Source organism: Verrucomicrobium sp. BvORR034 (assembly GCF_000739635.1).
GTDB lineage: Bacteria > Verrucomicrobiota > Verrucomicrobiia > Verrucomicrobiales > Verrucomicrobiaceae > Verrucomicrobium.
On sequence record NZ_BATQ01000106.1, the window covers coordinates 49,459 to 74,095 of the forward strand.

General features: G+C 59.8%; 19 protein-coding genes. 16 read left to right on the plus strand and 3 right to left on the minus strand.

Annotated elements, in window-relative coordinates:
* Window positions 1-2 precede the first annotated feature (2 nt).
* From BV034_RS17735 to BV034_RS17770, 8 genes are all read left to right on the plus strand, one after another.
* Window positions 3-1,961, plus strand: coding sequence for a VWA domain-containing protein (locus tag BV034_RS17735; RefSeq protein ID WP_050028333.1), 1,959 nt, complete (start codon window positions 3-5; stop codon window positions 1,959-1,961).
* Window positions 1,962-1,977: 16 nt separating this feature from the next.
* Window positions 1,978-3,720: a BatD family protein gene (locus BV034_RS17740; RefSeq protein WP_265593132.1), complete on the plus strand. Its 1,743-nt coding sequence runs from the start codon at window positions 1,978-1,980 to the stop codon at window positions 3,718-3,720.
* A 17-nt stretch (window positions 3,721-3,737) separates the two neighbouring features.
* Window positions 3,738-4,526, plus strand: a complete 789-nt coding sequence (locus tag BV034_RS17745) for a hypothetical protein (RefSeq protein ID WP_050028335.1) — start codon at window positions 3,738-3,740, stop codon at window positions 4,524-4,526.
* A gap of 141 nt (window positions 4,527-4,667) precedes the next feature.
* Window positions 4,668-5,141, plus strand: coding sequence for a thioesterase family protein (locus BV034_RS17750; protein WP_050028336.1), 474 nt, complete (start codon window positions 4,668-4,670; stop codon window positions 5,139-5,141).
* 114 nt (window positions 5,142-5,255) lie between these two features.
* Window positions 5,256-5,807, plus strand: coding sequence for a hypothetical protein (locus tag BV034_RS17755; RefSeq protein ID WP_063768816.1), 552 nt, complete (start codon window positions 5,256-5,258; stop codon window positions 5,805-5,807).
* Window positions 5,808-5,905: 98 nt separating this feature from the next.
* The gene (locus BV034_RS17760; protein ID WP_050028360.1) at window positions 5,906-7,177 is read left to right on the plus strand and encodes an AMP-binding protein; all 1,272 of its coding nucleotides are present in this window, start codon (window positions 5,906-5,908) and stop codon (window positions 7,175-7,177) included.
* Between the two features lie 96 nt (window positions 7,178-7,273).
* Complete coding sequence (locus tag BV034_RS17765) at window positions 7,274-7,957, plus strand: ABC transporter ATP-binding protein (protein WP_050028337.1); 684 nt, start codon at window positions 7,274-7,276, stop codon at window positions 7,955-7,957.
* Between the two features lie 19 nt (window positions 7,958-7,976).
* The gene (locus BV034_RS17770; RefSeq protein WP_050028338.1) at window positions 7,977-11,249 is read left to right on the plus strand and encodes an FtsX-like permease family protein; all 3,273 of its coding nucleotides are present in this window, start codon (window positions 7,977-7,979) and stop codon (window positions 11,247-11,249) included.
* 22 nt (window positions 11,250-11,271) lie between these two features.
* On the opposite strand, the gene BV034_RS17775 is transcribed toward BV034_RS17770, so the two are convergent.
* Window positions 11,272-12,147, minus strand: coding sequence for an NAD(P)H-binding protein (locus BV034_RS17775; protein ID WP_050028361.1), 876 nt, complete (start codon window positions 12,145-12,147; stop codon window positions 11,272-11,274).
* 138 nt (window positions 12,148-12,285) lie between these two features.
* Here BV034_RS17775 and BV034_RS17780 point away from each other — a divergent pair, with 138 nt between their 5' ends.
* Both BV034_RS17780 and BV034_RS17785 read left to right on the plus strand, forming a co-directional pair.
* A complete protein-coding gene (locus tag BV034_RS17780) occupies window positions 12,286-13,227 on the plus strand; it encodes an AraC family transcriptional regulator (RefSeq protein ID WP_050028339.1) in 942 nt (313 codons plus the stop codon).
* A gap of 267 nt (window positions 13,228-13,494) precedes the next feature.
* Complete coding sequence (locus BV034_RS17785) at window positions 13,495-15,216, plus strand: hypothetical protein (RefSeq protein ID WP_265593133.1); 1,722 nt, start codon at window positions 13,495-13,497, stop codon at window positions 15,214-15,216.
* On the opposite strand, the gene BV034_RS17790 is transcribed toward BV034_RS17785, so the two are convergent.
* A complete protein-coding gene (locus tag BV034_RS17790; RefSeq protein ID WP_050028341.1) occupies window positions 15,161-16,072 on the minus strand; it encodes a L,D-transpeptidase family protein in 912 nt (303 codons plus the stop codon). The genes BV034_RS17785 and BV034_RS17790 overlap by 56 nt on opposite strands.
* Window positions 16,073-16,310: 238 nt before the next feature.
* Between BV034_RS17790 and BV034_RS17795 the strand changes: the two genes are divergently transcribed.
* Together BV034_RS17795 and BV034_RS34900 are read left to right on the plus strand one after the other, a co-directional pair.
* Entirely contained in the window at window positions 16,311-18,287 is a 1,977-nt protein-coding gene (locus BV034_RS17795; RefSeq protein ID WP_050028362.1) for a bifunctional aldolase/short-chain dehydrogenase, read from the plus strand.
* Window positions 18,288-18,839: 552 nt separating this feature from the next.
* Window positions 18,840-19,025, plus strand: coding sequence for a hypothetical protein (locus BV034_RS34900; RefSeq protein WP_050028343.1), 186 nt, complete (start codon window positions 18,840-18,842; stop codon window positions 19,023-19,025).
* A gap of 162 nt (window positions 19,026-19,187) precedes the next feature.
* Here the strand turns inward: BV034_RS34900 and BV034_RS17810 are convergent, their stop codons facing one another.
* Window positions 19,188-19,538: a hypothetical protein gene (locus BV034_RS17810; RefSeq protein WP_081887895.1), complete on the minus strand. Its 351-nt coding sequence runs from the start codon at window positions 19,536-19,538 to the stop codon at window positions 19,188-19,190.
* A gap of 213 nt (window positions 19,539-19,751) precedes the next feature.
* Between BV034_RS17810 and BV034_RS17815 the strand changes: the two genes are divergently transcribed.
* From BV034_RS17815 to BV034_RS17830, 4 genes are all read left to right on the plus strand, one after another.
* Window positions 19,752-21,437, plus strand: coding sequence for a ribulokinase (locus BV034_RS17815; RefSeq protein ID WP_050028344.1), 1,686 nt, complete (start codon window positions 19,752-19,754; stop codon window positions 21,435-21,437).
* A gap of 210 nt (window positions 21,438-21,647) precedes the next feature.
* Window positions 21,648-22,346 carry an L-ribulose-5-phosphate 4-epimerase AraD gene (gene araD / locus BV034_RS17820; protein WP_050028345.1) on the plus strand — a complete coding sequence of 233 codons (699 nt, stop codon included), beginning with the start codon at window positions 21,648-21,650 and terminating at the stop codon, window positions 22,344-22,346.
* A 179-nt stretch (window positions 22,347-22,525) separates the two neighbouring features.
* Complete coding sequence (gene fabF, locus BV034_RS17825; protein WP_050028346.1) at window positions 22,526-23,770, plus strand: beta-ketoacyl-ACP synthase II; 1,245 nt, start codon at window positions 22,526-22,528, stop codon at window positions 23,768-23,770.
* Between the two features lie 324 nt (window positions 23,771-24,094).
* Complete coding sequence (locus BV034_RS17830) at window positions 24,095-24,637, plus strand: O-acetyl-ADP-ribose deacetylase (protein ID WP_050028347.1); 543 nt, start codon at window positions 24,095-24,097, stop codon at window positions 24,635-24,637.

Consider the following 24,637-nt stretch of genomic DNA (forward strand, 5'->3'; position numbering starts at 1 on the left):
CCATGAACTTTGGAGCGCCCAGTTTTGCCTACCTGCTCTTCCTGCTGCCCTTGCTGGCGCTGCTGAAGATCGTGGCGGACGCCCAGGGCCAGAAGGCGGTGCAGGCCTTCGCCATCTCTGAAAGGCTGCGCAATCAGCTGCTGGGGGGCGCTTCCCGCATGTGGTCCAGCCTCCACTTCGGCCTGCAGTTGCTGGGCCTCGGTTTCTTTTTCATCGCCCTGACCCGCCCGCAATACGGCGTGGAAACCCGCATCGACGAACGTTCGGGGCGGAACATCTTCATTGCCATCGACACCTCGAAGTCCATGCTCGCGGACGATGTGTCTCCCAACCGGCTTGGGCGCGCCAAACTGGCCGCTCAAGATCTGCTGGAAAGGCTGCCCAATGACAGGGTCGGCATTATCGCCTTTGCCGGTCGCTCCTACCTCCAGGCCCCGTTGACCAACGACCACGAAGCGGTCGTCGAGTGCATCCAGTCTCTGGACCACACGACCATCCCTCGTGGTGGCAGCAGTATTGCCTCCGCGATTCAGCTCGCCGTCGAGACCATCGACAAAGTGAAAGGGCGTGAGCATGGCATGGTGCTGTTCACCGATGGCCAGGAGACCGATGAAGCCACCCTGACAGCCGCCCGCATGGCCGCGCAAAAAGGCCTGATTGTGGTCCCAGTGGGTGTGGGGACTGCCGAAGGGGCGTTGATTCCTGATCCGGACGAGCAAAGCACAGGCGGCTATCTGAGGGATGAGAACGGCAACGTCATCAACACCCGTCTTGAAGCGCCCCTGTTGCAGGAAGTTGCCAAGATTACGGGGGGAGAGTTTGTGCCACTCGGCACCCAGGCGCTGACCCAAAATCTTGTGGAGCGCCTGCTGGGCCAGCTGGAACGGCAGAAGCTGGACTCTCAAAAGGATACCCGTCCGATCGAGCGATACCAGTGGCCCCTGGCCTTGGGGATCGCCTGCATCTGCCTCTCTCTGATGATGCGCCCGTCTTCCCGGCGTCGGATCAAGGCGGCGCCGCTGCCGGTGGAATCTCAGGCCACCATTCACCACCCTACCACCCCTCCACCCCTGCCCGCCATGGCCCAATCCGCAGCTCCCACCGCCTTGCTGGCTGGAAGCCTCCTCTTGTTGGGAACGTCTTTGCAGGCCGCGACCCCCATGGATCTGGAACGCGCCCGTCGCGCCTATGAAAGCGGGCGCTATGAGGCCGCCCGTAATTCCTACCAGCAACTGCTGGCAGATGAAAAACCTCCCATCTCCAGAGAAGACCTGTCCTATGGCCTGGGCGCATCAGACTTCCAGCTCAAGGATTACGACCATGCCGTGAAGTCCTTCAGCGATGCGGTCAAATCGCGAAACAAAGGCATGCAAAAGCAGGCCCTCCGCGGTCTTGCCTCGGCTTTGTACAACCAAGGGGACCTGTCCCTGAGCAAACAACCGGACTACACCGTGCGGGCTTGGACGGATTCACTGCATCACTTCGACACCGCTCTGGACCTCGACAAGGACAACGTTGAGCTCAAGACCAACCGCGACTTTGTGCAACAGCGACTCGATGAGCTGAAAAAGCAGATCGAGATGCAAAAGCAGCAGCCCAAACCTGATAAGGACAAACAAAACGGCAAAGGCAAGGGTGAGGGCGAGCCCAAGGAAGGTGACCAGGAGGGCAAACCCGATCAACCCCAGGACGGACAGTCGGACGAGAAGAAGCAGACCGATGCCATGGAGCAGAAGTCTGGCGACCTGCCTGAAGGGGAACTCCGCGCCGGCGAGGCTGGCAAGCCCGATGACAAAAAACAGGGGCAGCAGCAGGAACCCGGGGATGAAAGCAAGGTGAATGACAAGACCGGCTTCAGCCCCCAGGAAGCTCGCAATCAGCTGCGCAACTACGCCAACGACCAGCAGTCCGTCCAGTATCTGCAGCGCCGTGAACAGCCTCATGGCGGCAAGGACTACTAGCCGCCATATCGTCTCCATGAATTTGAAGCCTACTCCCTATCGCTTGCCGGCCTTCTGCCTGTTGTTGGCGGGTCTCATGGCCTTTCTGGCCACTGGTGCCCTTGCCAAGGAGCCCAAGGTGAGCGCCACCATCGAGCCCGATGCGATCCAGCCGGGTGGCTTTGCCCTTTTTGTCATCACCATTGAGGAAGGCAATGCTGATGAAGCGTCTCCACTGGTGCTCCCCGCCAATGTAGAGCTGGCTCATCCCCTGCCTTCTACGGGCAGACCACAGAGTGGAGGCCGGTTCCAATACGCCTCCACCATCACCTGGCAGATCACCTCAGACGTTCCAGGCACTCACACCATCCCAGCTCAGGAGTTGCATATCAACGGGGTCCCTTTCAAGACCAACGCCACCAAGCTGGTCGTTCGTGATGATCCGGATGCAGGCAATCAGCTGGAGCCCTTGATGACCTTGGAGACCGCCAAGCGTCAGATCTATGTGGGCGAGGTGATTCCGGTGACCGTCAACCTCTACGCCCACCGGCAGACCTTTGTCCGCCGCATCGGACTCATTGAGCTGCCCAAGGACAACTTCGCCATCCAGCGCTTCCCCACGCAGCCCAACGAATCCGTCATCACCATCGGAAACGTCCCTTACCGGGCTTATGCGTACCAAAGCACGCTCTCGGCCCTCAAGCCGGGCAAGTTCAAGCTCGGCCCAGCCACCGCAGAGGTGATTCTGGACATCCCCTCCAGTGCCCGCGAGCCGTTTCTCCATCCGCTGCTCAACCAAATGGAGCCAAGGAAGCTGCGCCCCTCCTGTAACGAAATCGAGATCCAGGTCACACCGCTCCCTGAAGAAGGTCGACCGAAGGACTTCAAGGGCGTGGTGGGCGACTTCGAGATCACCATGACGGCCGATCCCAAGAGCCTCAACGTAGGAGACCCCATTTCAGTGGACATCACCATCACCGGCACCGGCAACTTCGACGCCCTGATGATGCCCAACATGGTGGAGCAGAACGACTGGAAACTCTATCCTCCAAAACGCTACAACACAGAGTCCCCCAACGAACCTTCTGACACTTCCGGCCAGCACATCGGTTTCAGCCAGGTCATCGTTCCCAAGGCTCCGTTGAAGAACATACCGCCGTTCGAGTTCAGCTTCTTCAGTCCCATCAAGAAGCAGTACGTCACCCTTCGAACGAAGCCGGTCGCGATTCAGGTCAAAGGTGTGGCCCCTTCCACACCTGCGGCCGCAGCAGCGTCGGCCGCCTCCACCGGAGGAGTGCCCTCAGTCGGTAAACTGCCGGATGAACTGGAGAAGGTTCCCACGGTGAAGCCAATGGTCACGGACATTCTTACCGTCATGCCCTCACAGGCAAGCCTGCTGGCCGCCCGCCCCGCCCTGTGGCGCAGCCAGCGATTCCTGGTAGCGAATGCCGCCGCCTTTGGTCTGCTTGCCTTGCTCATTATCGGCAAGATCCTCACCCAATGGCTTCGTGAACGCCGCAATCTGACGGACGCCGCCACCCGCAAGCTCTGGCGAGATCTGCATGCCCGTGGTCTCTCCCGCGAGCAGTTCTACACGCTGGCCACGCGGTACGCAGAGGCCCGGCAGCTGACGGGCGAGCAGATTGCCCCCATTCTGGAGCACCATGAGAAGTACTCGTTCTCTCCGGGTGCCGCAGAAACGGGCCGCGAGCCAATAACGCCAGTGGAGAAGTCCTCCGTATTGGCCACTCTCCGCTCCGCCCCAGTTCTCCAGGCCTGACGCTTTTCCCGCGATCCATGTTTCGTCATTTCCTCTTCCTTTTCGCCGCCTTCGTCCTCGCCTCCACGGCCCTCGCACAGGAGGAGTCGGCCCAGACGCGATACGCCGATGCCAAGGGTGCTTTCGACAAGGGCGATTTTCAGGGTGCCCAGAAGATGGCGGAAAAGATGCTGGCGCAGGGTCAGCTCAGTCGTGAGGCCTTTCAGTTGCTGGGAAATGCCCATTACCGTCTCGGCCACCTCGGAGAGGCCTCCTTGTTCTTCAGGCGCGCGAACTTGTTCCCTCCCGTTGAGCCGGAGGTGAAGCAAAACCTTGCCCACATTCGGGACCGGACCGGTCACGTGTCGTTCCCTCGCAGTGCCTTTCGTGAACAGTATGCCGGGTTCCTGGGCAGAACGCAGTGGTTCATTACCGCAGTCTGCGCCGCCTGGGTGGCCATCGGTTCCTTCGTCCTGGCCATCTTCCTCCGCCGTCATAGCCCTCTCAGAGTCGGCCTTGCTTTCGTACGGGTGCTGGCGGTGATCGTGGCCGTGCTTGCAGGATTCGGCTGGTACTGGCGGCCCAGCTTTGAACGCATCGAGAAGGTGGCCATCATCACCGTCCCAGACACCAAGGCCTATACGGCCGCCACCGTCACAGCAGGAACCGTTTCCGCCCTGCCTCCGGGCAGCGAGATCCGTAGGCTGGAAGATCGGGGCATCTGGAGCTACGTGGAAATCCCCGGGGAAGACCAGAATCGCCGGGGCTGGGTGCAAAATGCCGCCTTTGAGCCCCTCTGGCCTTACCAACGTGGCTACCTGGAGTAGACACTCCAGGTAGGAGCCTTAGCGGCGCTACCGAGATGTCGCGCCGCCGTCAGGGTGAATATCCGGACGGGATGACCTGTTCTCGCCTGTTGCGACTCTTTGCAGTTGCATCCGCCGTTCCTCCCGCCTTTGTTCCGGTCAATGGCCTCCCGCTTTGTACACCGCGATATTGTTCAGTTCTCAGATACGGACATGGCGGGAATCATGCACTTCGCGAACTTCTTCCGCTTCATGGAGCGGGCGGAGCACGCCTTCTTCCGATCCCTCGGCTACAGCATCATGGAGCGCCGAGAGAAGTTCCCTGACGATCAACGGGTGGGATGGCCACGGGTGCACGCCTCGTGCGACTACGTCTCCCCCCTCCGGTTCGAGGATGAGGTGGAAGTGGAAGTGCTGGTCGATGAGATTCGCACCCGTTCGCTCAAGTACATCTTCCGCGTCCGGAAGACGGATGGCACCCTCGCTGCCGAAGGAAAGATCGCAGTCGTCTGTGTACGGAAAGATCCCGAGACCCGCCAGATGAAAGCGGTGGCGATTCCCGCTCACATTCTGGAAAAGATCGAGGTCGCTCCGGAAGAGGTGCGGAAAAGCATCCGTCCGCAAATTGCATCGTAATACGAAGTTCTTGTCCAGAACGCGCCTTGGCTGACGTCTTCTCCCCCCGCCCCCATTTCCTCAGTCAACGCTCCACCAAACCATCAAGTGAACGAGAAAGGCAGCAATAAACGCATGAGCTGGCAGATATTCGCAGTGACCACAATGCTCTTCTGGGGCGTGTACGGAGTTCTACTTCACACTGGACGTCTGGGTATGATCGCAAGTGACGCGGGCAAGGCCGATGTGGCCAATGCCTCCATGAAGGCCTTCCTTCTGGTGGGTGCCGCGTACTTTGTTGTCGCCGTCGTAGGACCACTCATTGTCCTCGCCAAGAACAACACGAACTGGAGCTTCACCGGAAAAGGCGTCACCTGGAGCTTCGTCGCTGGCACTGCCGGGGCGATTGGGGCTTTCACGCTGATTCTGGCGCTGGCGGCCGCGAACCGTGTGGGCTCATCCCCTGCGGCGGTCATGTCCATCGTCTTTGGCGGTGCGCCCATCATCAACTCCATCGTGGCCCTGTCCATTCATCCGCCAGAAGGTGGATTCAAAGCCATCCCAGTGCCCTTCTTTGTTGGCATCCTCATGGCTGCATGTGGTGGATTCCTGGTGGCGAAGTTCAGCCCGTCCAATGCCGCAGCGAAAAAACCCGTTGCCGCCGTCGCTCCGGGAGCCCAGCACTAGGGATCTCCATCCAGCCCCTGACTCAGCAGATGTCGGGGTTTGAAATTTGAAGCTTGGAAATTGGCGTTTTTCCCATGTCGTCTCCACTGGATCAAACCATGCGCGTTCACCTTCCGGGGAACGCCGTGAATTTGCGCCAGCGGCAGTGGGAAAAGCTGCGGACCCTAATGTACCGCACGGCCAAGACGGACAACTTCAACACCCGTCGATTCAAGGAGCATGGGATTGATCCCTTCTCCATCCACACGCTGGAGGACTACATCCGCAGGATCCCTTTCACCGCCAAGGGCGACCTGCTGAACGACCGGCTGGCCCACCCGCCGTTTGGCACCAATTTCACGGAACCGCTGGACCGGTACACCCGCTTCTGCCAGACCACAGGTACTGCCACGGGCCAGCCCATGGCCGTGCTGGACACTCCGGCGAGCTGGGAAACCATGCTGGCCTGCTGGCGTCAGGTGTATCGTGCTGCCGGCATCAAGGCAGGAGACCGCATCTTCTTTGCCTTCTCATTCGGTCCTTTCCTCGGATTCTGGACCGCATTTGAAGCAGCCGCCCGCGACTGCCTGGTGCTGCCCGGCGGTGGACTGTCCAGTCAGGCCCGCCTGGAGATGATGGCCCGCTACAACGCCACCGCCTTGTGCTGTACACCCACCTATGCTTTGCGTTTGGGTGAGAGCATCGGTGCCCCCAGCGGAGTCAACCTCAACCAGCTTTCGGTGAAGCGCATCATCGTGGCGGGCGAACCCGGCGGATCACTTCCCACCACCCGTGAGCGAATCCGTCAGCTCTGGGGCGGCGCGAAGTTGTTCGACCACCATGGCATGTCCGAGGTGGGCCCTGTCAGCTATGAGGATCCTGAGATGCCCGCCAGTCTGTGCGTCATCGAGGACTGCTACTTTGCCGAAGTGGTGGACTCGGCAGGGAATGAGGTGCCCGACGGTTCCGAAGGTGAACTCATTCTCACGACCCTCGACCGCAGCGCCTGTCCGCTGTTCCGCTACCGCACGGGCGACTGGGTCTGCAAGAAGGTCTTCAATGACCGGCTCTACCTTGAGGGCGGCGTCTTGAGCCGCTGCGATGACATGGTCGTCATTCGCGGCGTGAACATCTACCCGAGCGCCATCGAGAACATTGTGCTGAGGTACCCGGAAATTGCCGAGTTCCAGATCGAACAGCACAAGGTGGAGAACATGGACGAAGTCACCCTCACGGTGGAACTGGCCGCTGGAGTGGATGACTCCCTGCTTCATCGCCTGCAGGACCGCCTGCGCGACACCTTTTCCCTGCGCATCCCTGTGAAGCTTGCGCCCCAGGGCTCGCTTCCTCGTTTTGAGTTCAAGGCCAAGCGTTGGCACAAGGTTCTTTAACCAAGAACCAGTGCATCAAACGGCTGTTCGTTTTCGTAACGGTTAGGGGCCGGTCCACTGACCTGTGGCTCCCGATCACCTCCCCCTTTGTCCCACATGCCCCTGATCCAGCTCACCAACGTCTCCAAGGCTTACCGCGAACCGGTGAGCGGGCACTCCGTTCCCGTACTCAAAGGCATCAACCTGCAAATCGAAGCAGGAGAGTCGGTGTCCATTGTCGGTCCTTCAGGCTGCGGTAAGAGCACCTTGCTCAACATCCTCGGAACGCTCGATGAACCGGATACGGGTGAGTACCGATTTGAAGGTGACAGCCTTCAGGGCACAGGGCCCACGAAACTGGGTCAGCTCCGCAGCGCCAAGATCGGGTTTATCTTCCAGCTCCATCACCTCATGCCCCAGTGCACGGTCCTGGAAAATGTCCTCCTCCCCACCTTGGCCCTCACGCCCAAGCCAGATCAAAAGGCCGCTCAAGACCGGGCCATGGACCTTCTCAAGCAGGTCGGTCTCGATCATCGGGCCAGCTACAAACCCGCCGAACTTTCGGGCGGCGAACGCCAGCGAGCCGCCGTGGTGCGGGCGCTGATCAATGCTCCAAAATTGATTCTCGCGGATGAGCCGACCGGGGCTCTGGATGAAGCGAATGCCGATACTTTGACTAACTTGATGATCAACTTAGTGGAAAATTCCGGCATTTCTTTAGTGCTAGTCTCCCACAATCCCACTCAGGCTCAACGCATGAAGCGGGTGCTCCATCTTCACGAAGGCACCCTGGCAGTTTAACCCGCTTTTCTCCATTACCATGACAGCGGGAAAGCTCATTATTGGGAGTCTGAAGCACTATTGGAAGGGCCATGTGGGCCTGCTGTTCGGGGCATTCCTCGCTTCAGCGATCCTGAGTGGATCGCTTGTGGTGGGCGATTCTGTCCGGGCCAGTCTGCGCAAGGCGGCAGACCAACGCCTCGGCGAGGTGCAGAACGGACTGCTGGGTGGCGACCGCTGGTTCACCGAAACACTCGCGACCAGCCAGGGGGCGGCACCAGTCATCCTCATGCAGGGGTCGGTGAGCGCAGCCAATGGCGGAGTGCGAGCCAATGCGGTCCAAGTGCTGGGGGTCAACGATGCCTTCTGGAAACTCAGCCCCAGTGGAAAGACCGTCGCCATTGAGCCCAATGGCCTGGTCGTGAATGAGGCTTTAGGCAGAAAGCTCGGCGTTAAAGCCGGTGACACCGTTCTGGTGCGCATGGAGCTGCCCAGCGTGATCTCCCGCGATGCCCCTCTGTCTGGGAGCACCAACCAGGAAGTGACCATGCGCCGCAAGATTTCCGCCGTGGTGGGTGGAGAAGACTTTGGTGGCTTCCAACTCGCGGCCTCCCAAACGGGCAGTGACACGGTCTATGTCCCGCTGACGGACATGCAAGCTGAGCTGGAGAAGACTGGCCGCATCAATGCCATCCTCGCCGGGAGCAGCGGCCTGACTCCAGAGGCCACTGAGAAGGCCAAGTCCCTGGAGGATTTCTCCCTCAAGCTCACGAAGGTTCAGGGAAGCAGCAGCGAGTGGGAACTCGGTACCGACCGCGTGTTCATGGACGAGGTGCTGAGCAAGAAGCTGTTGGAAAAGCAGCCCCAAAGCTATGGGATCATCACCTATCTGATCAATGGTTTCTCCTCGGTCAACGGCCGCACCCCCTACTCGATGGTCACAGGGCTGCCCAAGGCTGTTCTTGAAGGCAAGTTCAAGGCTCCTACGGATCTCGCTGGCAGCCCCCCACCCATTCTGATTTCTCAATGGTTGGCGGAAGACCACCAACTCCAGGTCGGGGGAGAGATCTCCTTCCGCTTCTTCACCGTTGGCCTGGGGCGGGATCTCAAAGAGCAGACGGCCACCTTCAAAGTCGCGGGCATCGTGCCGATGGACAATCCCGACCTGAAACGCGAGTGGACGCCGAACTTCCCGGGAGTTTCAGACGTGGACAACTGCCGCGATTGGGAACCGGGCATTCCAGTGAAGCTGGATGCCATCCGGGACAAGGACGAGAAGTACTGGGATGACTACCGGGGCACTCCCAAAGCCTTCATCCCGCTAGCGGAAGGTCAGCAACTCTGGAGCAACCGCTTCGGCAGCCTCACGGCGATCCGGTTTCCCGATGCGGGCCAGGAGGAAGCCGCTCTGCGAGTTCAACTGCTCCAGGATCTCCACCTCGCAGACGTCGGTTTGGTCCCCCGCAATTTCAAGGCAGAGGCTGGTGCAGCTGCCAAAGGCAGTGTGGACTTTGGCGGGTTGTTTGTCGGACTGAGCATGTTCCTTATCGGCGCGGCGCTGATCTTTGCCGCCCTGCTCTTTCTCTTCACGATTGAAAAGCGTGCTCCCCAAGTTGGCCTGCTCTTGTCTCTGGGCTGGACTCAGCGCCAAGCCCGGTGGGTCGTGCTCGCAGAGGCGGGGTCGGTGGCATTGATTGGCTCCGCCTTGGGACTACTGGGCGGGATGGCCTACACCAAACTCGCGCTGGCGGGCCTCAACGGTGCCTGGAGCGGCGCTACGGTCGGGTTCAAGCTCACCTATGACGCTCACCCCGCCACGTTGGCCATTGCGTGGGTATCGAGCGCCTTGGCAGGCATTGGCACGCTGTGGTGGGCAAGCCGCCGGCTCTTCAAGACCGCGCCGAAGGATCTTCTCGTAGGAGAAGCCTGGGCGGATGCAAATGCCAAAGGACCGCAAAAGACAGGCAGTGGTTGGAAACGGTGGATCCCGCTTGTCTGTCTGATACTGGCAGCGGGGATTTCGGCAATGGGCAGTCGCCTCAGCGATCCTCAAGCGGTGTCCGGGGCCTTCTTTGGCGCTGGATTTCTTCTGCTCATGGCAGGGGCAACATGGATCAGCCGTTGGTTGCGCCGCCCTACAGAGTCCGGGCCTCCTGCAAGTTCGTTGTTCCGTATTGGCATGCGCAATCTGACCCGCCGCCCGGGTCGCAGTGTGGCGGTGATCGCCATGATGGCTGGCGGCATCTTCCTGGTGATTGCCGTGAATGCCTTCCGTCTCAGCGGCGCGGCCAATCCAGCAGAGCGCAAGTCAGGCACGGGCGGATTTGTGCTGCTCGGAGAATCCAGCCTGCCCGTCTATGAAGATCTCAATACAGAAGCCGCGTGGGACGCGTTCGCGCTCGACGAGAAACTCATGGCGAAGGCGAAGGTGGTCCCCTTCCGCATCCGCGAAGGCGATGATGCCAGCTGTTTGAACCTGAATCGCGCTCAGCGTCCCGTCCTCACGGCCGTGAATCCACAGCTGCTGGAAGACCGCGGATCATTCACCTTTGCTGGCGGAGGCTGGAGCGCCCTTGTCCCTTCGATGGGTGGCGATGCCATTCCGGGCATTGCCGACCAAGCCACCGCGCTCTGGGGCCTCGGCAAAGGCATTGGCGACACCATCGCCTACACCGATGCCCAGGGCCGGGAGTTTAACGTCAAGCTGGTGGGTTTGGTGACGGGATCGATTCTTCAGGGCAAGATCATCGTCAGCGAGGCGAACTTCCTCGCCAAGTTCCCTGACGCTGCTGGGTACAAGTACTTCCTCATCGATGCTCCGACCGACGAAGCGGGCAAGATCAGCAGCCATCTGACCAAGCAGCTCGAATCGCGTGGGCTAGCCATGGAGACCACCTCGGCGAGATTGGCCGCCTTCCAGGCAGTGCAGAATACCTACATCGGCATCTTCACGGTACTGGGTGGGCTTGGAGTCCTGCTCGGCACCGCAGGATTGGGGGTTCTCGCAGCCCGCAATATCCTCGAAAGAAGGGGCGAACTGGGACTGATGCAAGCTTTGGGCTTCCAGCCCGGAGCCCTCCGCTCGCTGGTCGTGAGCGAGCACGCCACCCTCCTTATCACCGGCTTGATCCTCGGGTTAGTCAGCGCCGCCATTGCCGTCTGGCCCAACGTCCGGCAAAGCGGCGGCGCGTTGCCTGTAGGCTTCCTTGCGTGGTTGAACCTGGGGATTGTCGCCTTCGGTCTGGCGGTCTGTTTCGTGGCAACGCTCCTGGCACTGCGCGGCAAGCTGCTGGATGCCGTGCGGCGCGAGTAGCGTTGCTCCGAGCGTTTTCACCCTACAAAAATAGGGGGCGCAGGTGGGCGTAGCACCATGCGCCCAGCGAGGTGGGAGTCGAGGAAGAATCACTACGACCCAGATCCTCAGGTTTGATGCTCGCGATGGTACGGGACAGCACGACCAGAGCTTCAGCGACAGGAGCAGGCAGACCAGCCCCCAAAAGATTCTGTAGGTGCTCCTCGTCCGAAATTTGAATGGCCTGAATCGTCCGCCCAATCGATTCTCCCACCAAGGCGGCGACTTCACGGTAGCTCAGATCTGCGGGACCGCCGATGGGTTGAACCTGCTGCCCCGACCATGAGTCCGAAAGCAGCCTGGCGGCGGCAATCTCACCCACGTCACGAGGGTCGTTCCAACCCGCACGATGATCCAACGAGGTCGTGGTGGTCAGTACCCCCGCACGCAACTCCTCCACCACAGTGAAGAGATTGGTAAAGAGATAGCCGGGACGCAGGTGCACCACGTTCTGACCTGTGGCGTTGAGCAGGTCTTCCACCAAGCCAAGGGTACCCAGGAGATGATTCCCCGTTTGTTCCGCACCCGAACTGCTGAGGAACACGGTGCGCTCGATCTGGTTGGACTGAACTGCGGCGGCAGCAATGGTGCCCAAGCGCAACACCTCCGCCACCGGATCAGCGGCACCGTAGTTCGTGGGAATCAGCCAGAACAAGGCGTCCACGCCTCGCGTAGCCTCAATCACAAAGTCCTGCTCGGAGAGGTCACCTTGACGGATGTCACACGTGCTTCGGACCCCTTCGCTGAGGCGACCTGGATCCCGGACCAACAAGGTGGGCCGGACCCCGGCCTGAAGCAGAAGCTGCACGACGCGGGATCCGATATTGCCAGTAGGGGTGGTGACGACGATCTTTTTCATGATGATTTCGGGTTGGATTGCGATGCAGGAACGCGGGTGCGTCCTTGTGATGCCAACATGCTTTCCAAGGCCGAAAATCACCATGCTCCGGCATCCGGCAGGCATGTCTGATCGTCCTGAAACTGTGTCCGCCAGACCATGAAGTCCCTCGACAGCCTGCTCTCCACGCTACGCCTCCGGAGTGCCCTCCAAAACCGGGTGGTGCTGGGAGAGACTTGGGGCGTGCGCTTCCCGGCGCGACCTCACGCGGGAAAGTTCCACTTTATGGAGCAGGGCAGCGGACAGTTGTGCGTTACAGAATGCCCGGCCACCACCATGAGACAAGGCGACTTCGCCATCGTGATGACTGACCGGGAGCACACGGTTCAAGACCTCACGGGGGGCCGTCCCACTCCTCTTCCCGAACTCTTGCGCCAGTCCGACATTCTGTGTGCCAGTGGGATCACCCTACGTTTTGGCGGTGCCGGGGCAGAAACTTCTGTTGTTTCCGGAGACTTCGACTTCGCAGAGAGTGCGCACCATCCCCTGATCCGGTTGTTGCCGCCTTGCCTCATTCTCCGGGGAAATGGCACCTCTGGTGCTCCAGGACTTGATGCCGTGCTCAAAGTCTTGACCAGTGAATCCATGGCAGCCCAACCAGGCGCGACGGCCCTGCTGGACAGACTGTGCGATGTCCTCTTCATCCAGGCCATCCGTGGCTGGGTCCACACCGGGGACAGCAACTCGGGCCTGCCCGCAGCGGTGCAGGATACCGCCATCGACGGTGCTCTGCACCTGATCCAGAGTGAGCCCGCCAGCGAGTGGACGGTGGAATCGCTCGCCCGGGAAGTTGCCCTTTCACGATCGGTGTTTGCGGAGCGGTTTCGCCGACTCACCGGCGATACGCCCATGGGGTATCTCGCACGATGGAGGGTGCACTGTGCCACGCGACTGCTCCAGAAAGATCAACTGGGCATGATGGAGGTGGCCTCCCAGGTGGGCTATGAGAGTGAGTTTGCGTTCGCCAAAGCCTTCAAGTGCATCACGGGAATAGCCCCTGGTGCCTACCGGAGATCCAAGGGAGGGATCGCAGCCTCCTGACGGCTCAGAGCGAACTCGGTTCATGGAACTCACTCCTGGTGTGGCAATCCCCAAACGGCACAACCACGGGCTCCAGCAAGTACGATATTCTGGTGCCGGGGGGTTCGATCCACACCTTTTGGCTGCCCCATGCCGGTTGACTCCCCGCCTGCTGCCGAAAGACTCCATACACCATGGCCCCGGCGTCTCTCCCGCCTTTGGCCTTGGCTGGTGATCATTGCCCCAGCCGTAATTTTGCTGGTGGAGATAGTCCCCCTCCTGGTTCCCGTGCCCTGCCTGGACGCCTGGTCCTTTGTGCAGCAGTACCAGCATCTGGTGGAAGACCGCTACTCATGGGGGGCCTTCTTTGCACCGCACTACGTGCACCCCTCCACCGTCGGGAAGGTGATCTACTTTGCCACTCTGCACTACCTTGGGGGAAATGTGGCCGTCCTGCCAATATTGAGCTGGCTGTTCTCTGCTTTAATTGCCTTCTCCGTGTACCGGTTGGCGAGACCTCTCTGGCCTCGTGAAGGAGAGCACCCAGGACTCTCACGTTTGAATGCCACCGTGCTGCTAACCTGCGTCACGGCGGTGATTTTCACCGCGGCTCAAGGGGAGGTTTGGATTTGGGATTTCATCTTTCAAAACTTCATTCCTGGAACCTGCCTTGCCTTGGGCACCTTGCTTTTGCATCGGGAAGGCCGTCCGAACTTCCGCTCTTTGATGCTGGCCAGCGTCCTTTCGCTCCTCGCAATTTGCTCATTTGGCACGGGATTCTTCGTCCCCGCATTCCTCGGTTTGATCCTGGCCTGGCGACTGCGTGGCGCAGGTGAATCTTGGGGCAAGATTGGCATCGTGGTCGGTTGTTGGTGGCTGGCACATGGAGTAGTGGCCTGGCTCGCCCTGACGGCGAATGGCGGCGAAGATCCCGGCCTTGACGCAGGGTCCGTGTTCGAACGCCCTCTGATGAGGCTCCAGTTCGTGCTGATCGTACTGGGGAACATCTTGGGCAAAGGCACCACGTTCGAACCTGAGATCCTCTGCGCCATCACGGGTGCGGCATTGCTCGCCGCATTCCTGACCAGCTTGTTCTATCTGTTGCGACATCGCCATGACCGCCCCTTGGTTCAGGCGGCGTTGCCTTGGATCATTTTCAGCCTCTACGGCCTCTCGTCTGCAGTGCTCATCAGCTTGGGCCGCATGCACAACTCTCTGGACAACGCCCTGGATGAGCGCTTCGCGACGTTTGATGTTTTCTTTGTTTTTGGAACGCTGCTGCTGGTTACCGTCACAATCAGGCACGCCAGCCTCAAGCATCCGGCATGCTCCCGTGCCATGCCAGCGCTGCTACCCGCCGCCATGACCCTTTTTGTCGCCCTCCTCGCAGTGAACTGGGCAAACGGCCACAATCTCATGAAAGTGAAGTTCAGCCGCATGAATCAAGAGCGGGCCTTGCTGATGTTTGCCAGGGTGATGCCGCTCAACGAGGAGTGGATGGATGCTCGAGTCACTCGAAAGTCCGCCTTTCGACTTGCTTCGTTTCTCTCGGATCGCGGGAGGTTGCACGATGTCGTCTTCGCCACTGACCGGAACATCAAATCGTTCAAACAGGGCAAAGAGATGGGAGGAAAGTGGTCGCGTCTGGATCCGCCCGTTGCCTTGGAAGAAGGAGGCTGGCGACTGTCCGGCCTGGGTGGGCTGGCGGTGGACAATGCCGCCGATCTGATCCTCGTCACCGCACAAGCCGCCAACGGTTCAGGGAATGAGGAAATCGTCGCCCTCACCGCGCCCCAACTTCAGCAGCACTTCTACGAACGGGCGAAGCTTGTCCGCATGCATCCGGAGTACTATCTGGGCTGGCAACAAACCTTGCATGACGAAATGCTCCCGTCTGGCCCGGTCACGTTGAGGGCGTATGTGCTGGACCAAGACAAGCGTATCGTCCACCCCCTCAAGGGTGTTTATCGCCTGGAGCGGGATCACCCTCATGCGGTATCGGAGGGGTGAGGTGGGAATCGATGGAGGTTTCACACCAAGCCTTGAGTCCCTGCACCAGGCGGGGTTCCTTGGCAGGATCCAACCAAGTCAGCACGCGCACTACATCAGCGTCTGCCATCCCCGTGCAACCCGCGGTAGGTTCCCCTGGACCGGGCCAGATGTGAATGAAGATGCACGAGCCCAGATTGGGCACGCCCTCCGGATTGTGAGCGACGAACGCTCCCCATCGGTACAAAACCTTGAAACGATTCATCGGTTCATGGCTGTTCCAATCCCGCGGGACGAGATTCGAGTCCACGACCTGATTGTAGTAGTGGGAGTCGGGATCATCGACGCCGATGATACTGTCTGCCAAATGGGTGTAGGGCAGGGTTAGCGCTGGCGCTTCCACCCTCGCGTCAGCCTCGGGTGCCATGCCAAAGACAAATGGCACCCGGAAGATTCCTGCAGGACTGCACCCGTCCCCCTCCCGCTTTTCGCGAAATCCCTCCGGACGCGAGGCACGATGTTCCCCCACGCCCCAGGCCAGGCCGCTCCGCCCGAGGGTCACGGGTATCGGCCCCTGATCGACGGTCCATGGCGAACGCGCGTCATTCCGCACCAGCAGAAAAAGTTCCGCTGTCACCGAGGTGTCTTCCGGCGAGACAACCAGGGCGACCTGTCGGCAAGATTCCGGCAAGTCCTTCTCAAAGAAGGCTGGGATCGGTGACACAGAGCCAGCGGTCATTTGGGGAGTCTGGGCAGGAGGAATCTTCGGTTGACGCAGCTTCAGCACCAGCCACGCGCCTCCCCCCAGCAAGGCCAGAATGAGGATGAGCAGTACCAGCACGAGGCTGCCAGACAAAACGCGGGGGGATCGCTTCATGGGGGCGAAGGGCCATCTCAAAATGACCTGGGATATCGAAGACGAGAAGCTCCTCTGGGACAACCCGAAAAGAGACGAACTGAGGATGGAACTGCTGCCACGTGCATACGGGACAAGGTTGGCGGTGACTCACAGGGGAATCGCTCACAAGGTGCGCGCCCCCCAGTTTTCGCTTTTTACCTTTTTACTTTTCGCCTCCCCCGCCCACTCTAACCCCTCATTTTTTCGCCGCCACGCCATGCAAAGCCTTTGGAACGATCAAGAAGCCGCTAGTTTCGGAACTGACCTCCTCGGTCAGCGTGTGTACACCTCCCGTCTCCTGGGGCGCAATCCAGAGTTGGTCCTTCATGGCGGTGGCAACACCTCGGTGAAAATCGAGGAAAACGACTTCTTTGGAGAACCCGTCAGTCTCTGCTATGTGAAGGGCTCCGGCTGGGATCTCGCCACCATCGAGCGCGGCGGGTTCGCCCCGGTGCGCATGAGCGCGCTGCTGAAGATGGCTGAGCTGCCCACGATGACCGATGAGGACATGGTGCTGCAGCAGCGGGCCGCCATGACCAATCCCAACGCCCCGGCTGCCTCCATCGAGGCGATCCTGCATGCGATTTTGCCGTTCCGTTTCGTGGATCACACACATGCCAATGCGATTTCCGCCCTCACCTGTCATGCCGATGGTGAAGCACGTGTCAGTGAAGTCTTTGGCAGCCGTGTGCTCACCGTGCCGTACGTCATGCCGGGATTCATCCTGGCCAAGACGGTCTATGACCTCATCAAAGGTCGCGACCTGAAGGCTGAAGGCATTGAGGGCATTGTGCTCCTGAAGCACGGGCTTTTCACCTTCCACGACGACGCCCGCCGCAGCTATGAGCTCATGATCGAGATGGTCACGCAGGCCGAGGAGTACCTGGCGAAGACCGCAGGTGCCTCCGCGGCAGGTGTCACGGGAGAGCCCCAGGAAGATCTGGTCGGCCTGGCGAAACTCCGCAAGGCCGTTTCGAAAAAGCGCGGTAACGCTCAACTGGCCAAGCTCGATGCCAGCCCTGTGGCAGTCGGCTATTCGAATCAGCCCGATGTCGCCACCTACGGTACACGAGGCCCCCTCACTCCCGACCACAGCATTCGCACCAAGCGAACTCCGGCTTTCGTGGGCGAGGATATCGACGCCGCCATTCAGAAATTCTCCGACGACTACACGTCCTATTTCACCCGTCATGCCAACGGCCAGACCATGCTCGACACCGCGCCGCGGTTTGTCATCTGGCAGGGCAAGGGGCTGGTGAGCTTCGGCGACACCCTCAAGGATGCTGGCATCGTGAGCGACATCGCCCAGCATACGGCCGCCACCGTGCAACTTGGTCAGGCCGTTGGCGGTTGGGAGCCCCTCCCTGAAAAGGACATCTTCGAGATCGAATACTGGGATCTGGAGCAGGCCAAACTTCGCAAGGGACCGGCCCGCAAGGTGCATCAAGGCAAGGTGGCCATCGTCACCGGCTCTGCGGCCGGCATTGGCTTTGCTTGTGCGGAAAGCCTGGCCGAACAGGGTGCCACCGTCGTGGGCCTTGATCTCAACCCCGACATCGTCGACGGCATGGCCCGCATCGGTGCCGCGGGCAAAGTGGTCAACTTGACCGATGACGCCGCCGTGCAGGCTGCCATTGCGGAAACCGTGCGCAACTACGGCGGAATCGACATCGTCGTTTCCAACGCAGGCATCTTCACTGCAGGCCAGTACCTCGAAGACCTCGAGTCATCCAACTGGGACAAGGCCCTGGCCGTGAACCTCACCAGCCACCAGCGCCTGCTGAAGTTCACCATCCCCTATCTGAAGCAGGGCATTGATTCCAGCATCATCCTGGTGGGTTCGAGGAACGTCAAAGCCCCCGGCCCTGGTGCCGCCAGCTATTCCTGTTCCAAGGCCGCCCTCACGCAGCTCTGCCGCGTGGCCGCCCTGGAGCTGGCACCTGTCGGCGTGCGTTGCAACATCATCCACCCCGATGCGGTCTTCGACACCAAACTGTGGACTCCTGAAGCGCTGCAGCGCAGTGCCGAGCGCTACAACATGACTGTGGAAGAGTACAAGACCCGCAACCTTCTGAAGGCGGAAATCAAGAGCAAAGACATCGGCAACATGGTCTCCGCCATGGCCTCCCCGCTCTTCGCCAAAACCACCGGCGCCCAGATCCCGGTGGACGGCGGCAATGATCGCGTGATTTGAGTAGGCAGCCTAACGCCAAACGACAGAGTATTTTGAACCCCGCAGAAATGCGGGGTTCTTTTTTTGACCGCAAAGGCCCTGTAGCGATCCCCATCGCACAAGTAAATCGTCGCCCGCCACCCCTTCCCCGAAGGGGATCCGGCCACAAGCCCGACGTTGCGGAGCTTCAAGCGACGCTACGTCGGGTAGACACAAACCGCGATCTACTCCGAAGGAGTTTTGGCGGTCTCAAGGGTAAACGGAGGCTTGAAATTTCTCTACACCTTGCAACTGATGGCACGCATGTCTCAGTCGCTCTCTGCGGTCTATCTGCATCTTGTGTTTGCCACGAAGGATCGGCGCCCATTTCTGAGAGATCCCGAGGTCAGGAGCATGACACACGAATACCTCGGAGGCATCGCTAGGGATTTGGAATGCACACCAGTTCAATTGGGCGGCGTGGAAGATCACGTTCACCTACTATGTCGAATGGGGCGACAAGCCACCCAAGCGGAATTGATCAAGGAGCTCAAACGTGCGTCAAGCATCTGAATCAAATCCAAATGGCCAGGAATGGCAGAGTTCGCCTGGCAGTGCGGATACGCCGCGTTCTCCGTGAGTGTCTCAAACCTTGAGAAGGTGAAAGACTACATTTTGAGGCAGGAAGAGCACCTTAAGAAGGTGGACTTCAAGGCAGAACTAGTCGCCATGCTGAAGAAGCATGGGGTGTCTTGGGACGAACGGTATATCTGGGATTGAAAGACGCGCATCAGACCGCCACAACTCCTCCGGAGTAGCCCAGCCCCACTCCTTTCCCGACGTAGCGTCGCTTAATGCTCCGCAACGTCGGGCTTGTGGCCGGATCCCCTTCGGGGAATCCTGATGCAGACCACCGGCAGCGTCTCAACCCGCGGCAACGTCTCACCCCTTCCCCATCAAATACATGCCGCCCACCAACAGTGCCATCCCGGCGACGTTGGCCATTCTGATGGGCTGGCCGTCCACCCACAGAGCGATGAGGGCTGCCCAAATGAAGGTGCTGGCGTAAACCGGATACAGCACGGTCAAAGACCCGCCTTTCTTAAAGGCAGCCACAAACAGACTCATCACGCCGATGTAACAAACCACCCCCACAAGGATGCGCCCGTTCATGAGGTATCCGGCCAGTCCTCCGGTGGCCCGGCGGGCTCCTTCTCTGTAGAAGAACTGTCCAGCGGCACCGAGCAACGATGCCAGCAGGAAGAATACGATTGAAATTGCAGGTGTTTTCATGGCGGAGGTGTCAGCAGCAGGACGACCGCCAGATTGTGCGGTTTCGTCCGATTTATGCCAGAGATTTCCCTTTGCGCCTCCGAGTGGGTCCGACAAAATGCGGCACTTCGGATCCGGAGAAACATTTCCCTTCGTGATGTCTCATCCGCATCACTATCCGCTATCCTTTCTTCTCACCTTTTTCCGCTCCTCCCCGCCCCTCACTCCTGACCCATGAGCACCCGCTACGCACTCGGCATTGACTACGGCACGAATTCCTGCCGCTCCCTTCTGGTGGACCTGAATGACGGAACCGAAGTCGGCTCGACCGTGTTCAACTACCCCAGTGGGGATATGGGCGTGCTGACCGATCCCCGTGATCCCAACGTGGCCCGGCAGAATCCGCAAGACTACTTGGACGGTCTCGAAGCGGTGATTCGTGGAGCCTTGTCCCAAGCCAGTTCCAAGATCTCTGGCTTCGATCCAAGCTCAGTCGTCGGCATTGGCATCGACACGACTGGCAGCACCCCTATCCCGGTGAACCAACAGGGCACACCGCTAGGGCTCCTCCCAGAGTTCAAAGGGGTCCTCAACGCCATGGTGTGGCTGTGGAAAGACCACACCAGCCACGAGGAAGCCGCCGAGATCACGCGCTTGGGCCACGAGATCCGCCCCAACATCATCGCCAAATGTGGCGGCATCTATTCCAGCGAATGGTGGTGGAGCAAGATCCTCCACCTTCGCCGGACTGATCCAGCCGTGTTTGAAGCGGCCTACTCGTGGGTGGAACATTGCGACTGGATTCCTGCCGTGCTCGCGGGCGACACCAATCCCCTCACTCTCAAACGCAGCGTCTGCGCAGCAGGGCACAAGGCCCTGTTCAGCACCGAGTGGGGTGGATTACCGGACAAGGAGTTCCTCACTCGTCTGGACCCCGCGCTGGCTGACCTGCGGGACCGTCTCTATTCCGAGGCCCATGTGGCGGACACGTCCGCCGGCACGCTATGCGCCGAGTGGGCCCAGCGGTTGGGTCTTAAAGAAGGCATTGCCATTTCCGTCGGCGCCTTCGATGCCCACATGGGCGCCGTGGGAGCAGGCATCAAGGAAGGCACGCTGGTCAAGATTCTCGGCACCAGCACCTGCGACCTCATGGTCGCCCCCAATGACCAACCCCTCGCAGACATCCCCGGAGTATGCGGCATCGTGAACGGCTCCGTCATGGGCGGCTACTTCGGAATCGAAGCTGGCCAGAGCGCCGTGGGGGACATCTTCCTGTGGTTTGTGAATCAGTTGGTTCCCGAAACCTACGGCAGCACGGTGGGTGAGAAATTCCAGAACATGGAAAAGGCGCTGACGGGTCACAAGCCGGGTGCATCCGGCTTGCTCGCCCTGGATTGGAACAACGGCAACCGCACCATCCTGGTGGATGCGCGCCTCACCGGCCTGCTCCTGGGACAGACCCTGCACACCAAGGCCCACGAGATCTATCGCGCCTACATCGAGGCCACCGCGTTTGGCGCCCTCACCATCATCAAGCGGATCGAAGAGTACGGCGTGCCGGTCAAAGAAGTCATCAACACCGGCGGACTCAGCATCAAGAACGAGACTCTGATGCAAATCTATGCTGACGCGATTGGCCGCCCCATGAAGGTCAGCCGCAGCGAACAAACCTGTGCCCTGGGAGCAGCCATCTTCGGTGCCGCTGTCGCAGGCGTCGGCACGGTCGCCGAGATCCAGGCCAAAGTCACCGCCACCCGCGAGAAAGTTTACTACCCCATCCCAGAGAACCAGGCCATCTACGAGGAGCTCTACACACTCTATCGCAACCTGCATGATGCCTTCGGCACCGCCGAATGGAACGGCCGCCTGCATCACGTCATGAAACGACTCCTCGAACTCCGCGCCCTGCAAAGGAAGTAATCCTACGCCCCCCAAGTTTCTCATCGGATTAACCACAGAGTCACAGAGAACACAGAGAGAAGCTTCAGAATCCCAATTCTGTAAATTCCGTTAATTCTGTCCAAATAATCAGTCTCATTCTCCGCCATCACCCCCCTCGTCCCATCTTGTTAATCCTTCAAAAATCTTGTTAATCCTGTCTCAAAAAGCATCAAGTCCCCCTCTTCCCCAATGTCCCTCGCCTCCCTCAAAGAAGAAGTCTGCGCCGCCAACCGCGCCCTGGAACCCAGCGGCCTGGTGAAGCTCACATGGGGCAATGTGAGCGGCATAGACCGGACCCTGGGGCTCTGGTGCATCAAGCCCAGCGGCGTGGCCTACGGCGACTTGAAGCCCGAAGATCTGGTGGTGCTGGACCTGGATGGCAAGGTGGTAGAGGGAAGGCTCCGCCCCTCCTCAGACACCAAGACGCACCTTCATCTGTATCGCGAGTTCGAGGGCATCGGCGGAGTGACCCACACCCACTCTCCCTACGCTACCATGTTCTCCCAGGCCGGACGTGCCTTGCCCTGCTACGGCACCACCCATGCCGATCACTTCTTCGGGACCGTCCCCATTGCCCGTGCGCTCACTGCAGAGGAAATTGCGGCCGACTACGAGCATCATACTGGCGTGGCGATCGTCGAGCGTTTTCGCGAACTTGGCTTGAACCCCGTGGAGATGCCCGCCGTCCTCCAGATCCATCATGCGCCCTTCACCTGGGGAAAAAGCGCAATGGATTCCCTGAACAATAGCATTGCACTGGAGATGTGCGCCCAAATGGCGCTGGGGAGCCTCACGCTCAACCCGGAGTTGGCGGGCATCCCAGACCATATTCTCAACAAACACCATTCCCGCAAGCATGGCCCTGGAGCCTACTACGGGCAGAAGTGATTGAGCGTGAGCCTCATCTACCCGGGATTCTAAAACTTCCCAACATTCGGCGCGGCAGGGAGTCGGACATAGTCCCCCTCCTGGGGTGGCCCTGACCCAATTCCGAATTTCCCCTTGCCCCACCTTTCAAACCGTGGCTAATCGGGGTGCACCAACCCTTCTATTCTACACATTTCCTCATGACAGACCGTCGTATCGTCATCACCGGCATTGGCGTTGTTTCCCCTCTCGGGAACAACAAGGATGACTTCTGGAAGAATCTCGTCGCCGGCAAGAGCGGGATCCGTTTTATCAAGGCTTTCGATACGGAGCAGTATGACACGAAGTTCGGTGGCGAAGTCGTGGACTTTGATCCCAAGGCATACTTCAAAGATTTCAAAGACGCCCGCCGGGCCGACCGCTTCACCCAGCTTTCCGTGGGCGCTGCCAAAATGGCTGTGGCAGAGAGCGGCATCGACTCCTCCAGCACGCCACCAGAACGCATCGGCGTCATGCTCGGCAGCGGCATTGGTGGCCTGATCACGCTGGAGAACAACCACACCCTTCTCATTACCAAGAGTCCTGCCCGCGTCTCTCCCTTCACCATCCCGATGATGATCGGCAACATCGCGAGCGGCATGCTCTCGATGGAGTACGGCTTCCTTGGGCCGAACATGTGTATCACGACCGCCTGTGCCACCTCCAACCACTGTATCGGCGAAGCCTGGCGCATTATTAAGTTCGGGGATGCCGACGTGATCGTCGCCGGTGGATCTGAAGCTTCCATCGCCCCTATGGGCTTGTCTGGATTCGGCAACATGAGAGCGCTAAGCACCCGCAACGATGCTCCTGAAAAGGCCAGCCGCCCGTTTGACCGTGACCGTGACGGCTTCGTCATGGGCGAAGGTGCCGGCGTCGTGGTGCTTGAAGAGTACGAACACGCCAAGAAGCGCGGGGCTCACATCTATTGCGAACTCGTCGGCTACGGCCTCAGCGCCGACGCCTACCACCTCTCCGCCCCGCTTCCCGACGGGTCTGGCGCGGCACGATGCATGAACATGGCCCTCGGCCATGCGAAGATGAATGCGAACGAGGTCAGCTACGTGAATGCCCACGCCACCAGCACACCGGTGGGTGACATCTGCGAAGTTCAGGCCATCAAGCGCACCTTCGGCGACTACGCGAAGAACGGCCTCCTTGTCAGCGCCACCAAATCCATGACCGGCCACCTGCTCGGTGCCGCCGGTGGGATTGAGCTTGCTGCCAGCATCCTTTCCATCCGCGATCAGGTCATCCCGCCCACGATCAACGTGGAAAACCAGGATCCGGAATGCGATCTCGACGTGGTGCCGAATGTGGCCCGTGAGGCCAAGGTCAATGCAGCCCTCAGCAACTCCTTCGGGTTCGGCGGCCACAATGCGGCCCTCCTGGTGAGAAAGCTCTAAGGCTCTACAGCCACCCATCAACTTCGTGACGAAGCACCACTTGCTCAGGCAGGTGGTGCTTTTTCGTATTCCCTTGTTTGGGACGGAAATGTCGCAAATTCGCCCTCGACGGCCGATCTTCACAACAAACCTTGAACAAGAGAGTCCAAAAAGTCCAACCGATGCTATATGAGAAAGGGAGCCGCACCTGAAAGACTGGAGATTACACGGCGGTGCCCGCCACTTTTCATTCGATTTGATGCAAGTTTTCCATCATACTGTATCGAACGTCAGGTCGGCGAGGGGTCACGCCTGCCAGATCTGACGACTGCGACACCGCACCGCATGAGCCAAAAACTACGCGCCCTCCAGGCAGACATCACATCCCTCAACGTGGATGCCATTGTCAATGCGGCCAACTCTTCCTTGCTGGGTGGCGGAGGTGTCGATGGAGCGATTCATCGTGCGGCAGGCCCTGAGCTGCTCCAAGAATGCCGGCTCCTGGGCGGCTGCAAAACAGGCGATGCGAAGCTCACGAAGGGGCATCTGCTTCCGGCTAAGCTCATCATCCACACCGTCGGGCCAGTCTGGCGGGGTGGACAAAGCGGGGAGCCAGACCTGCTGGCCTCCTGCTACCGTCGCTCACTCGAGATCGCGGCGGCGAACGGGGTGCGAACCATCGCCTTCCCCAGCATCAGCACGGGCATTTTCGGCTATCCCATCGAGCTTGCTGCGGAGACCGCCATCCGTACGGCCCAAGAGGGAGTGGAGCGTCACCCTGCCCTCGATGAAATCATCTTTTGTTGTTTCTCCGCGGCTGACTTGAGGGTCTATACCTCTCTCTTGGAAGCCCTGCCTGCCACCTCCTCTTTGAAACTAGCCAACTGA